Source organism: Mesorhizobium sp. B2-1-3A (assembly GCF_006442655.1).
GTDB lineage: Bacteria > Pseudomonadota > Alphaproteobacteria > Rhizobiales > Rhizobiaceae > Mesorhizobium.
Genome location: NZ_VFWK01000003.1, coordinates 580,622 through 593,869 on the forward strand (window position 1 = coordinate 580,622; position 13,248 = coordinate 593,869).

General features: G+C 64.3%; 11 protein-coding genes. 3 read left to right on the forward strand and 8 right to left on the reverse strand.

The window, feature by feature from the left end; genetic code table 11:
* Positions 1 to 4: 4 nt before the first annotated feature.
* Positions 5 to 2,275: a phosphoenolpyruvate--protein phosphotransferase gene (gene ptsP / locus FJ977_RS14115; protein ID WP_140772246.1), complete on the reverse strand. Its 2,271-nt coding sequence runs from the start codon at positions 2,273 to 2,275 to the stop codon at positions 5 to 7.
* Positions 2,276 to 2,356: 81 nt separating this feature from the next.
* Entirely contained in the window at positions 2,357 to 3,610 is a 1,254-nt protein-coding gene (locus tag FJ977_RS14120) for an aspartate kinase (protein WP_140772248.1), read from the reverse strand.
* 238 nt (positions 3,611 to 3,848) lie between these two features.
* On the opposite strand from FJ977_RS14120, the gene FJ977_RS14125 reads away from it, so the two are divergent.
* On the forward strand, positions 3,849 to 5,714 hold the full coding sequence (locus FJ977_RS14125; RefSeq protein ID WP_140772250.1) for a CHASE3 domain-containing protein: 1,866 nt from the start codon (positions 3,849 to 3,851) through the stop codon (positions 5,712 to 5,714).
* Between the two features lie 212 nt (positions 5,715 to 5,926).
* Here the strand turns inward: FJ977_RS14125 and FJ977_RS14130 are convergent, their stop codons facing one another.
* Entirely contained in the window at positions 5,927 to 8,158 is a 2,232-nt protein-coding gene (locus tag FJ977_RS14130) for a diguanylate cyclase (RefSeq protein ID WP_181179817.1), read from the reverse strand.
* Between the two features lie 344 nt (positions 8,159 to 8,502).
* Here FJ977_RS14130 and ubiG point away from each other — a divergent pair, with 344 nt between their 5' ends.
* Positions 8,503 to 9,252, forward strand: coding sequence for a bifunctional 2-polyprenyl-6-hydroxyphenol methylase/3-demethylubiquinol 3-O-methyltransferase UbiG (ubiG, locus tag FJ977_RS14135; protein ID WP_140772254.1), 750 nt, complete (start codon positions 8,503 to 8,505; stop codon positions 9,250 to 9,252).
* A gap of 99 nt (positions 9,253 to 9,351) precedes the next feature.
* On the opposite strand, the gene FJ977_RS14140 is transcribed toward ubiG, so the two are convergent.
* The gene (locus FJ977_RS14140; protein WP_140772256.1) at positions 9,352 to 10,242 is read right to left on the reverse strand and encodes a DMT family transporter; all 891 of its coding nucleotides are present in this window, start codon (positions 10,240 to 10,242) and stop codon (positions 9,352 to 9,354) included.
* A 113-nt stretch (positions 10,243 to 10,355) separates the two neighbouring features.
* On the opposite strand from FJ977_RS14140, the gene FJ977_RS14145 reads away from it, so the two are divergent.
* Entirely contained in the window at positions 10,356 to 10,841 is a 486-nt protein-coding gene (locus FJ977_RS14145) for a MarR family transcriptional regulator (RefSeq protein ID WP_140772257.1), read from the forward strand.
* A gap of 4 nt (positions 10,842 to 10,845) precedes the next feature.
* On the opposite strand, the gene FJ977_RS14150 is transcribed toward FJ977_RS14145, so the two are convergent.
* From FJ977_RS14150 to FJ977_RS14165, 4 genes are read right to left on the reverse strand one after another with little or no spacing between them, the layout of a single operon-like run.
* On the reverse strand, positions 10,846 to 11,271 hold the full coding sequence (locus FJ977_RS14150) for a DUF1178 family protein (RefSeq protein WP_056576228.1): 426 nt from the start codon (positions 11,269 to 11,271) through the stop codon (positions 10,846 to 10,848).
* A complete protein-coding gene (locus tag FJ977_RS14155; protein WP_140772259.1) occupies positions 11,268 to 12,134 on the reverse strand; it encodes a carbon-nitrogen hydrolase family protein in 867 nt (288 codons plus the stop codon). Before FJ977_RS14155 ends, FJ977_RS14150 begins: the two co-directional genes overlap by 4 nt.
* Before the next feature lie 10 nt (positions 12,135 to 12,144).
* Positions 12,145 to 12,414: a glutaredoxin 3 gene (gene grxC, locus FJ977_RS14160; protein WP_056576221.1), complete on the reverse strand. Its 270-nt coding sequence runs from the start codon at positions 12,412 to 12,414 to the stop codon at positions 12,145 to 12,147.
* Positions 12,415 to 12,440: 26 nt separating this feature from the next.
* Positions 12,441 to 13,241: a ComF family protein gene (locus FJ977_RS14165; protein WP_140772261.1), complete on the reverse strand. Its 801-nt coding sequence runs from the start codon at positions 13,239 to 13,241 to the stop codon at positions 12,441 to 12,443.
* Positions 13,242 to 13,248: the final 7 nt, after the last annotated feature.

Here is a 13,248-nt window from a genome sequence, read left to right on the forward strand (position 1 = left end):
GGCGCTACAACGGGATCGAGCGGTCGTCGGCGAAGGCCTGCAGCAGCGCCCGCATCGGCAGCCCCTGTGCCGGCGCCATCAGATTGTCGTCGAAGAACGCCGTCAGCTCATCCAGCGGCAATTCCGTCAGCATCGCCTTGACCGGGCCGATCGAGGCCGGTGACATCGAGATCGAGCGGAAGCCGAGACCGATCAGGGCCATCGCCGAAATCGGCTTGCCGGCGAGTTCACCGCACAGCGTCACCGGCGTGTGGTTGCGGATGCCGGCATCGGCGATCTGCTTCAAGACACGCAGGAACGGCGCCGACAGCGTGTCGAAGCGGTTGGCCAGTTGCGTGTTGCCGCGATCGACCGCCATGACGAACTGGAACAGGTCGTTCGAACCGACCGAGACGAAGTCGACCGCCTTCATCAATTCGTCGAGCTGGAACAGAAGCGACGGCACTTCCAGCATCGCGCCCAGCTTGAGGCTGGTCGGCAGATGGTGGGCGAAGCGCGACAGATGCCGCACTTCGCGGTCGATGATCTCGCGCGCCTGGGCAATCTCGCCGAGCTCGGTCACCATCGGCAGCATCAGCTTGAGCTCGCGCCCGCCGCTCGCCTTCAGCAGGGCTCGGATCTGGGTGCGCAGCAGCCCCGGCCGGTCGAGCGTCAGGCGGATCGCCCGCCAGCCGAGCGCCGGGTTCTCTTCCTGGATGGCGCCCTTGAAGTAGGGCAGAACCTTGTCGCCGCCAATGTCGATGGTGCGGAAGGTGACCGGCTTGCCGCGTGCGGCCTCCAGCACGTCGCGATAGAGTTTTTCCTGTGCCTCGGCACGCGGAAAGGTCGAGGCGACCATGAACTGCAGCTCGGTGCGGAACAGGCCGATGCCGGCAGCACCCGCCTCGGCCAGCTGCGGCAGGTCGACGGCAAGCCCGGCATTCATCAAGAGGTCGACCTGGACGCCGTCCCTGGTCATCGACGGCTTCTTGCGCAGTTCGCGGTAGACCTCTTGCCGGCGCGCCCTGAAACGCACTTTTTCGGCATAGGCGGCCTCGAGATCGGACTGCGGCCGCAGATGGATCGTGCCCTCCTCGCCGTCGACGATGATGGCATCGCCATTTTCCGCCATCGAAACGGCGCCCTTCATCTGGCCGGCGACCGGAATGCCCATGGCGCGGGCGACGATGACGACATGGCTTGTGGCCGCGCCATCCTCCAGCACCAGCCCGCGCAGCTTGTCGCGAGGGTAGTCGAGCAGTTCGGCCGCACCCATCGAGCGGGCGACGATGATGGCGTCCTTCGGCAACGAAGCCGCGACATCTTCCGGCCCGCGTCCCATCAGCTGGCGCAGGAGCCGGTTGGCGAGGTCGTCGAAATCGCTCATCCGCTCGCGCAGATAAGGATCGGTCATGTGCAGCATGCGGGCGCGCATGTCGCTCTGCACCTTTTCCACCGCGGCTTCTGCCGTCAGGCCGTTGCGGATCGCCTCTTCCAGGCGCCGCACCCAGCCGCGGTCATTGGCGAACATGCGATAGGCTTCCAGCACCTGGCGGTGCTCGCCCTCGAAAGCGACATCTCGGCGCTCCAGCATGTCGTCGATGGAGAGCCGCAGCGACCCGAGCGAGCTTTCCAGCCGCCGGACCTCTTCCTCGCTGTCCTCGTTGAACAGATTGGTGACCACGATGCGCGGCTCGTGCAGCACGACATGGCCAAGCCCGACGCCATCATTGAAGGACAGGCCAGTGAAGCTGACAGGCCGGCGCAAGTCGAGTTCGAGGCCGGGGCGGGTCAGCCGCGCCAGGTCGCCGGTGGCGATCATCTCGGCGATGACCATCGCCGTGGTTTCCAGCGCCTCGACCTCGTCGTCGCGATAGTGCCGCATGGTCTTGTTCTGGACGACGAGGACGCCCAGCGTGCGTCCTGCCCTGAGCACCGGGACGCCAAGGAAGGAATTGTAGATTTCTTCCCCGGTCTCCGGCAGGTAGGCAAAGGCCGGGTGTTCCTGAGCATTCGAAAGGTTGAGCGGCCGCGCGCTGGCGGCGATGGTGCCGACCAGGCCTTGTCCCAGCCGCAGTTGCGCCAGGTGGACGGCGTTCGGGTTCAGACCCTCGGTGGCGTAGAGCTCGAGCACCGAATCGGCGCGCAGCACATAGAGCGAGCACACTTCCGCGACCATGTTGGAGGCGATGTCGCGCACGATCCGGTCAAGCCGCTCCTGCGGCTCCAGCGGCTCCTGCATGAGCTCGCGGAGCCGTTTCAGCAAAACGCGCGGGCCACTGGCCTGGTCACGCATCGCGGCTTCTTCTCCAATGAAACACTTGCCGGCGCAGTTTCCGCCGCTGCCGGCATGCGCGCAACAACTGATTCAGTCTTGCTACTGCTTATCCAGACCGTAGACGGAATGCAAAGTGCGAACCGCAAGTTCGGTGTACGGACCGTCGATCAGTATCGAAATCTTGATCTCGGAGGTGGTGATGGCGCGAATGTTGATCGCCTTGTCCGCCAGTGCCTTGAAGGCGGTGGCGGCGACACCGGCGTGGCTCCTCATGCCGATGCCGATGACCGAGACCTTCGACATGCCGGCTTCGGACTGCACGACATCGTAGCCGACCTCGGCTTTCAGCCGCTCAAGCACGGCAAGCGCCTTGTCGACGTCGCCCGATGGCACGGTGAAGGTCATGTCGGTGAATTTGCCGTCCTCGGAGATGTTCTGGACGATCATGTCGACATTGATGTTGGCCTCGGCCAGCGGCCCGAAAATGCCGGCGGCGACGCCTGGGCGGTCGCCGACGCGGCGCAGCGAAATCTGGGCCTCGTCCTTGGCGTAGGCAATTCCGGTGACGACCTGCTGTTCCACGATCTCTTCCTCGTCGCAAATGAGCGTTCCCGGAGGATTGAGCAAATCCCCCATTCCGGGCGCGTCGGGATCGTCGAAGGACGACCGCACGAAGGTACGCACCCTGTGCACCATGGCAAGCTCGACCGAACGCACCTGCAGAACCTTGGCGCCGAGCGAGGCCATTTCAAGCATTTCCTCGAAGGAGATCTTGGCCAGCCGCCGCGCCTTGGGCTCGATGCGCGGATCGGTGGTGTAGACCCCGTCGACGTCGGTATAGATGTCGCAACGGTCCGCCTTGACCGCCGCGGCGATGGCGACGGCACTTGTGTCGGAACCGCCACGGCCGAGCGTTGCGATGCGATTGTCGGGCCCGATGCCCTGGAAGCCGGCGATGACGGCCACCTGCCCCTCGCCGAAGCGCTTGATCAGGAACGCGCCGTCAATGTCGAGGATGCGCGCCGCGCCATGCGCGTTGTCGGTCTTGATCGGGATCTGCCAGCCCTGCCAGGAGCGCGCATGCACGCCCATGTTCTGCAAGGTGATCGCCAGCAGACCGGCGGTGACCTGCTCGCCGGAGGCGACGACGGCGTCATATTCGCGTGCGTCGTGCATCGGCGAGGCTTCGCGCGTCCAGCCGACCAGCTCGTTGGTCTTGCCGGCCATTGCCGAAACCACCACCGCCACTTCATGGCCGGCGTCGACCTCGCGTTTGACGTGACGCGCCACATTGCGGATGCGGGCGATGTCGGCGACGGAGGTTCCGCCGAATTTCATCACGATACGCGCCATGGAAGCGAAATGCCTTTGACTGAAGCCGGCCCCTTGCCAAAAAACTAGGAGCCGAAAGCGGAGGAAAGCGCCCGGCTGGCGCCGGCCGCTGAATGCGCGGCCTCCTTAGCCAAATGACGAAGGTTTCGCAAGGCTGGCGGCGGAATGCCGACGTCAACAAGACGGCATATTGCCTTCCAGGCCCGTGCCGCTTACCAAATGCTGCCCGCGGGGAATTCCTTTTGGTTCGGCATAACAGATGATTGCTCGTCTTCGACGCGCCACGCGATTGCAATCGCTCCCGCTTGTCGCCGGCTTCGCCGTGCTGGCATTGATCGTCGGCACGCGTGCCCTGCTCGTCGAGGGCCAGAGGGCCAATCGTGCCGCCGCGCGCGAGACGATCGAGTACCAGGATCTGCTTTCCGGGCTCCTTTCAATGGCGCAGGATGCCGAAAGTGGTCAGCGCGGCTACCTGCTCACCGGGGAAAAATCCTATCTCGAACCGTATCGGAAGGCCGTCGAGGCAATCCCGGGACAGCTCTCCCGCATCAATGCCATGACGGCTTCCGACGACCAGCTGGTCCAGCAGATCAATCACATCAAGGACGCGCTGGCGCAGAAACAGGCAGAACTGGCCGTGACGATCGCCCTCTACGACAAGGGCGACGTGGCCGGTGCCTTGCGACTGGTCCGCAGCGGCCAGGGCAAAGCCGCTATGGACGAGGTCCGCGCCAGCATGGACACGATCCGGCGCATGGGAGGCGCCGCGGTTGCCGAGCGCGACGCGCATACCGACCAGGTCGAGACCTGGCTGCGCATCGGCTCGCTGGCCGCCCTCTTCGCGATCTTCCTGCTCGCCACCTATACGATTCGCGAATCCCGCCGCCGCTTCCGCGAGGTCGCCACAGCCCAGGCAGAGCTGATGGGCAAGAACATCGAACTCGGCAACGAGATCGACACCCGCGAGAAGGCCGAATCCCAGATCCGCCAGATGCAGAAGATGGAAGCGGTCGGCCAACTGACCGGCGGCATCGCCCACGATTTCAACAACATGCTGGCGGTGATCCTTAGCGCCATGAACCTTGCCCAGCGCAAGCTGAAGCGCGGCGAGAACGACATCGAGAAATTCATCAAGGCCGCGACGGACGCTGCCAGCCGCGCCGCCAATCTGACCTCGCGGTTGCTTGCCTTCTCCCGTCTGCAGCCGCTGGCGCCGCAGGTCGTCGACACCAACCGGCTGGTCACCGGCATGTCCGACCTTCTGCACCGAGCGCTCGGCGAAGGCATCCGTATTGAAACGGTTTTGGCAGGCGGCCTGTGGAAAACCCACGCCGATCCGAGCCAGACCGAGAACGCGATCCTCAACCTGGCCGTCAATGCCCGTGATGCCATGGACAATGACGGAAAATTGACCATCGAGACCGCCAACAGCTATCTCGACGAAGCCTATGCCTCGATACACGCCGAAGTCACGCCTGGCCAATATGTGATGGTGGCGGTGACCGACACCGGCGCCGGCATGCCACCGGAGGTCATCGCCAAGGCCTTCGAACCCTTCTTCACGACCAAGCCGGTCAACAAGGGCACGGGACTTGGGTTGAGCCAGGTGTTCGGCTTCGTCAAACAGTCGGGCGGCCACGTCAAGATCTACTCCGAACCGGGTGAAGGCACGACGATCAAGATCTATCTGCCGCGGTTTTTCGGCCCGGAGGAGGCAGCAACACCCGCCGAGCGTGGCAAGAGTTCCGTCAAGGTCACCGAGACAATCCTCGTCGTCGAGGACGATGCCCGCGTGCGGGCCGCCACGACCGACGTCATGCGCGAACTCGGCTACACCGTCATCCATGCCGCAAGCGGCCCGGAGGCCCTTGAGAAGCTCGCCGCGACCTCAGGCGTCGCCCTGCTGTTCACGGATATCGTCATGCCGGTGATGAACGGCCGCAAGCTCGCCGAGGAGGCGGTCGCGCGCCAGCCCGGACTGAAAGTCATCTTCACCACCGGCTTCACCAGGAATGCGGTCGTCCATAATGGCGTGCTCGACCATGACGTGCACTTCCTGGCCAAGCCGTTCACCATCGAGCAGCTCGGCGCCAAGCTGCGCGAAGTGCTGGACGCTAAAGGATAGCCGGCGCTTTCTGCTGGATGTTCCCCGTCCAGGCAGGCAGCTCGCTGGTTTCGCCGGCACCATCGCGACCAGCTCGGTCGATGTGGTGCGCTGGCGGAGCCGCGAGCAGGCTCTCGCCGCAGCCGGGCGGATCATGTCCGAGATCGGCAATTGCGAGGCCATGCGCGCCATCGATCCCGCCAGCGTCGACATGCCGAGCTCGTTCTGTCGCGTTAACCCACGCTTTGGTTGGCAGTGGAAAGGTCCCAGTCGGGATCGGCCTTGCCCAATCCGGCAACGACGCGGTCGCGGCCGTCCGCTTTTGCCTGATAGAGCGAACGATCCGCGGCGTTGACGATTTCGACCCATGACGCGCCGAGTTCCGGGAAGGCGGACACGCCGAACGAGGCCGTGATGGTTCCAAGCGTGCGGCCGCGATGCGCCAGATGCAGCTGCTTGATCGCCTTGCGCAGCGCCTCGGCGCGCTCGGCGGCATCGGCGAGCGACGTTCCCGGCATCATCAGGGCGAATTCTTCCCCTCCGTAGCGGGACACCACGTCACTGTCCCTGGCATGGTCGAGCAGCGTGCCGGCAACCTGCTTGAGCACGAGATCGCCCGCTTCGTGGCCGAACGTGTCGTTGAACTGCTTGAAATGATCGACATCGAGCATGATCATCGCCAGCGGCTGCTGGGAACGCTCCATGCGCCTCAGTTCGCGACTGCTTGTTTCCTCGAGATAGCGGCGGTTGTAGAGTCCGGTGTTCGGATCACGGATCGATTGCTGCCGCAATGTTTCGCGCAGGCGCAGATTGGCCAATGCCAGGGCCAGTGTATCGACGACGCCGCGCAGGATCTGTTGCCGCTCGGCCAGCCAGTCCGGTTTGTCGGCGGCGTCCGGTTCGCACAGATGCACGATGCCAAGCGTCTCCCCCTGCGCCGCCAGCGGCATGCAGACATAGCCGCGGCCGCCATTCTCGGTGATGTGGTTGCAGCGCGGCGTCAGCATGCCGGGGCCGGCAACATGCTCCTGGCCGCGCCGCAGCGCCCAGCAATCTTCCGGCGCAAACTGGCCAACGCTCGAACGCACAGTGCCCCAATGCGCCATTTCCTCGACCAGGTTGCGCGAGGCACTGGTCAGATGCACGGTTCCGCTCAATCCGCCGAAGAAATCCGGCATGGCCGAGCCGACGACGGAAAAAGCCTCCTGGAAGGTGACGCACGCCTGAAGCAGCTCGCCGAGCTTGACCAGGCGAGTCGTTGCCTGGGACGTCTCCTTCAGTTCGCGGTTCAGTGTCGCCAGTTCCTCGGCGCGATCGCTGACCGCCCGCTCGGCGCTGCGCAACTCGCTGATGTCGTTCAACGTCAGCACGATGCCGCCATCGGAGCGATTGAGCGGATTGCAGCTTGCAATCACCGGCAGGTACGATCCATCAGGCTTTGCCAGCCGTACCTCGGCCTGATGCCGGCGACCCGTGGTCAGCGCCAGTTCGATCGGCGATGTTGCCTGCGCCAGCCTCTCTGCCGACGGTCCCCTTATGTCGAGAACCTCAGGCCAATCCTGCCCCTCGATCTTGTCGTTGCGCCGCCCGACGATCTCGGCGGCTGCCGGATTGGCCGAGACGATCTTGCCATTGCCGTCGATGACGACAATGCCCTCGGCGACGGTGCGGACGATATCCTCGATATAGGCTTTCTGCTCGACGAGTTGCCCACGCGAGGATTCGAGCTCGGCTGCCATGCTGTCGAAGCCTCGCGCCAATTGGCCGAACTCGTTATTGGAGGCATGGCCGATGCGCGCCCCGGCGTCGCCGCGCGCCAGCGATTCGATGCCGCGGTTGAGGCCTGAAAGACCGGCGCCAAAGCCGCGTAGCAACAGGAAAGCCGAGAAGGCGGAGATCAGCACGGCGGCAGCGGTGCACAGACCGACAAGCCAAAGGATGGTGTTGGTGCGCTTTTGGGCAGCGTGCAGCAGCGGCGTATACTCGAACAGGACAGCGCCGACCGTCTTGCCGGGGGCATCCTTGATTGGCACTGTGACCAGGTTGATCGCTTCCGATATGTCGGCACTGGTTTCGACGAAGTCCCGCGGCGTGCCATCCTCGATCGTGCGGCCGACTTCATTGTCGGGATCGTGGCCGTACGGTGTGCCGACATTTTTTTCTTCGCCCGGGACATCGGCAAGGATGACCTTGTCGTGATCGACGACAACGAGATCGCGTTTCGAGTCGCTGTGCTGCGATTTCACGAATTCGCGCAGCGCGTCTGGCCTTTCGAACAAGGAATGCGGTGCATCGGAAGCCCTGAAGGAAATCGTTTCGGCCAATTGCCGTCCGACGCTCGTCGCTTCGGCGAGCGCACCGGATCTTGTAAGCGATATCTGGGAGACGATGGCAATGCCGCCCACCAGGCCGATCAGGGCCGCCGCGCTCAACAAGGTGGCAATAATCTGGGTCTTGATCCGCACCAAGCCATCTCAATCAATGGGAGGGCAATGTATATGCCGAATCCCGGTTGTGCTTCAGGAAACCGCCAACCTCGTAAATTTGATGTTAAGGAAACCCGATCGGCCACCATCTCCAGCAGACACCCGGCGCTGAGGGATTCAAGTGCGGCGCTCATGCCTTGGCAGAACGCTCTGACCTGTCGGCACGGCAAAATTGTTGCCTTGACTTTCCCGCGCCCGCGCCCGACTTCGTAGCGCATGACCCCGAAATCGAAGTCGATTTCGGGGTCATGCGCAGAATCAAAGTGCTACAGCGTCCTTTGCGCGTCCAAGGATGCGCGGCGCTGTAGTCGAGGAGACAACCAATGCCAGAGCCCCGACGATCCACGATCGATGCCGGAGAAGTGGAACGCTTTTCCGCCCTTGCCGCCGAATGGTGGAACCCGAACGGCAAGTTTCGTCCGCTGCATAAATTCAATCCGGTCCGGCTTTCCTATATCCGCGACCAGATAGCGGCGCGCTTCGGCCGCGACCCGCGCGCCGCGCGGCCCTTCGAGGGCCTGCGCATCCTCGATATCGGCTGCGGCGGTGGCCTCTTGTGCGAGCCGATGGCGCGGCTTGGCGCCGAAGTCGTGGGAGCGGATGCCTCCGAAACAAACATCGAAGTGGCGAAACTGCATGCCGCCGAAGGCAATGTGAGCGTCGACTATCGCGCCACGACGGCCGAGGACCTTGCCGACGCCGGCGAGACATTCGACGTCATCCTCAACATGGAAGTGGTCGAGCATGTCGCAGACATCGAGCTGTTCGTCGCCAAATGCGGACAGATGGTCCGGCCCGGCGGCATCATGTTCGTGGCCACCATCAACCGCACGCTGAAGGCGCTGGGCCTGGCCATCATCGGCGCCGAATACGTGCTGCGCTGGCTGCCGCGCGGCACCCACCAGTTCGGCAAGCTGGTGCGCCCCGAAGAGCTGGAAAAGGCGCTTGGCGGCGCCGGCCTGACGATCATCGACCGCACCGGCGTCACCTACAATCCGCTCGCCGATCGCTGGGCGCGATCGAAGGACATGGACGTCAACTACATGGTGCTGGCGGAAAAAGGATCGGTCTGACCGACTAGCGTTCCGGAATCGTACCGCAGGCAGCGCGCGCAGCCGGCATCCTCGGCCAGAGCCCGGTGGCGATGCCGACGACGGCACAAACTGAGACCGTCAGGCCTTCTGGTTTTGTGCCCTGGTGGTGATGAACACGCCGGCGGTAATGATGACGGCGCCGGCCCAGGTCAGCAGCCGATAGTGCTCGCCAAGGAAGATCGTGCCGGCAAACAGGCCGACCGCGGCCGCAACATAACCGATCTGGCTGAGATAGACCGGGCCGCCGACCGCCTGCAGCCGGAAGAAGAAGGCGAACATCGCCGACGCGGACGCGACTTGCGCGACGACGACCAGCGGCACGCCGCCGAGCGGCGCGAAGGCCGTGGTGCCGAACAGGGTGAGAATACCGGCGAGCAGCAGCGCCGCCGACGCCAGATGACTGCCGACAGCAAGTTCGATCGGGCCGGTGCCTTCAGGCCAATCCACCGTGCGGTAGATGTTGCCAACCGCAAGGCTGACCGGGATGAGCAGGCCCATGACCACCCAGAAGAGGTCGGCCGGCTGGCCGGCCTCGCCGCGCGTCACCGCCACCATGACGGCGCCGACGAAGCCGACGGCAATGCCGGCAATGCCCAGCATGTTCGGGCGCCGCACACGCAGCAGGATCGAGAACACCAGCGTGATGACAGGCGACAGCGTGAACATGATGCCGGTGTAGCCGGCGCCAAGATGCGGAATGGCCGAGAACATCAGGAGATTGGGGACGGCATAGGACACGGCGGCCGTGACGAAGAAATAGCGCAATTTGTGCGCGGTGAGCCGGATACGCTCCCCGCGCAACAGAAGTACGCACAAAAGCACGCCGCCGGCACCGAACGAGATGACGAAGGCCCAGACCATGGCCGGCACGCCGGCTGCCGTGGCGAGCTTGCCGAAGGGCAGTGTCAGCCCGAGCAGGCCGCCCGTGACGACCAGCAGGCCGAGCGCCGAATCCCAGAGAAATTTCATCGGATGGTCCCGTCACTCTATCGCGAATTCGGCAATGCGGCTTGGCCGGTTCTGTATCTTGAGGTAAGATAACGCAAAGATTCTTAACGTCAAGATATATAACGGTGAGACAAATGGATCGCGCGGCAAAGGCGGTCGAGCAGTGGAAACGGGAGCGGCCGGATCTGGACGTCTCGCCGATGGCGGTGCTCGGGCGATTGAACGAAGCCTCGTCGCTGATCGCGCGGGATCGCCTCGCCCCGCTGTTTGCCCGTTTCGGACTGCAGGCCGGTGAATTCGACGTGCTGGCGACGCTGCGCCGCTCCGGAGCCCCGTACGCGCTCACGCCGACCGCTCTCTATGAAGCGACGATGGTGACATCGGGCGCCATGACCAACCGGCTCGACCGGCTGGAGAAAGCCGGATTGATCGTGCGCGGCCCCCACCCCAATGACCGGCGCGGCATTGTCGTGCGGCTTACCGGGAAAGGTCTCGCCTTGATCGACGAGGCCTTGACCGCCCACGTCGCCAACGAGCATGAAATTCTCGCCGGTCTAAGCGACGCCGAACGGGAAATGCTGGCCCGGCTGCTTGGCAAATTGATCGCAAGCGTGAGCTAACCGCTCAGTTGCGGTCGTCCGGAAACACCGGGATCGGCATGAACTCGACGCCGTCCTCGGCAAGGCTCTTGGCCTCTTCGAGCGTCGCCTCGCCATAGATGCCGCGCGGATCTGTTTCGCCGAAATGGATTTTTCGCGCTTCCTCGGCGAACTTGTCGCCGACATAGTCGGCATTCTCGCGCACCTTCTCCGCCATCGCCTTGAGTTGCGCCAGCGCCTGTTTCTGCGCCTCGCCCATGGCGAGCGCGATGGTCTCCTGCTTGCGGGCCGTCGAAACGGCGGGCGCCATCAGGGCCTTCTCCACCTTGTGCGAGCCGCAGCTGGGGCAATCGACAAAGCCGCGCTTCTTCTGGGTGTCGAAATCGTCATTGCTGCGAAACCAGCCCTCGAACTCGTGCTCGTTTTCGCAGATCAGGGAAAAGCGGATCAAGAGGCGGCACCCCTGAGACGCGGCGCGTCGACCTCGCCGGCATTGATGTCGAAATCCCGCGCATTTTTCAAATTGGGGATCTTCTTGCGCGCCGCAAGCGACTGCGCCGGGTCGATCTCGGCAACGATCACCGCCGGCTCGTCATGCGCGGCTTCGGCGATGATGCGGCCCCAGGGATCGACGATCAGCGAATGGCCATAGGTCTCGCGGCCATCCTCATGCAGGCCGCCTTGCGCGGCGGCAACCACAAAGGCACCGTTCTCGATGGCGCGCGCCCTCAGCAGCACATGCCAGTGCGCCTCGCCGGTCTGGCGGGTGAAGGCGGCGGGCACGGTCAGAATATCGGCTCCGGCCAGCGCCTCGGCACGGAACAGTTGGGGAAACCGCAGGTCGTAGCAGACCGCAAAGCCCAGCCTGGCGCCGGCAACCCCGGTCACGACGGCCTCGGTGCCTGGTTCATAGGCTGAGGATTCGCGCCAACTCTCGCCATTGTCGAGGTCGACGTCGAACATGTGGATCTTGTCATAGGTGGCGAGCGTGGCGCCATCCGGGCCAAACAACAGCGCCCGGTTGGCGAGCTTGCCGTCGGCGCGCAGGATGGCTGTCGAGCCGATATGCAGGAAGACCCCGAGTTCGCGCGCCAACCTGCGCGCGGTCGCCACGATGATGTCCTTGTCTTCGGAGGTGAAGGAGGCTGCACGCGCTTGCTTGTCGCGGATCAGCGCCCCGGTCATTTCCGGCGTCTGGATGTAGGTTGCGCCCTGGCCTGCCGCTTCACGCACCAGCCTTTCGAGATCGACCGCATTGCGCTCGGGACTTTCGCCTGAACGCATCTGGACGGCGGCAGCCTTGAAAACACCCATCATCAAATCCTCAAATCGTCGCGCCGTTGGCGAGCAGTTTGTCGAGCCGGCCTTCGGCCTCCAGCTCGTGGAGGTCGTCGCTGCCGCCGACATGCGTCTCGCCGATGAAAATCTGCGGAAAGGTCGTGCGGCCGTGAGCGCGCGAGATCATCTCCTGACGCAGCTCCGGCGAAAACGAAGCGTCGTGCTCGGTATAGGCGACGCCCTTGCGCTCCAGCAGCCGTTTGGCCGCCGTGCAGTAGCCGCACATCATGCGCGTATAGATCGTGACATCCACCATGACGAATTTCCACTTTCGTTGCCGACTTATATAGTCGCGGACTCGTCCGCCCGAAAGTCCCCCGGCAACACGCGGGCAAAGGTCAGAACATCGACGGCCCCGGCGCCCCCTTTTTTCAGCGCCTTGGTGGCGGCACGCACGGTGGCGCCGGTCGTGTAGACATCATCGATCAGGAGCACCCTGCGGCCGGCGATCTCGATTTCCGCCTCGACCGGCACGCGAAAGGCGGCCCGCACATTCTCCTCGCGCTCCTGCCGCTCCAGCCCGACCTGCTGGCGGGTGAGTTTCACGCGCCGCATGGCGGCGGGTGCGAAAGGCAGCCCGCTGAGGTCGCAGACCGCACGCGCCAATTCCGCCGACTGGTTGAACCGTCGCCGGAAAAAACGCCGCCAGTGCAGCGGCACCGGTACAACCACATCGGCTTCGGCGATGAGATCGGCGCCCGCCCGCACCATCCAGCGCGCCATCCAGGGCGCTAGATCGGTGCGATCCTGATATTTCAGGCCTTGCACCATCTGGCGGGCAACGCCGGAATAGGCGACGGCTGCCCGCGCCCGTTCGAAGGGCGGCGGATCGGCGATCGCCTCGGCCGACAGAAAGCCCTCGCCCATATGGTGGGTGAACGGCGTGCCCATCACCGGGCACCACGGCCGCTCCAGGAGCCGCAGCTTCGGCCAGCAGGCGCCGCAGAGAACCCCGGGTTGCGAGACATGACGGCGGCAGCCGGCGCAGACCGGGGGAAACAGGATACGCGCCGGCCAGCCGAGGGCCGATCGGGTGAGGTTCCTGATCCCGATGGACTTGATCTCTGGCATCGGATCGGCCACGTGGTTG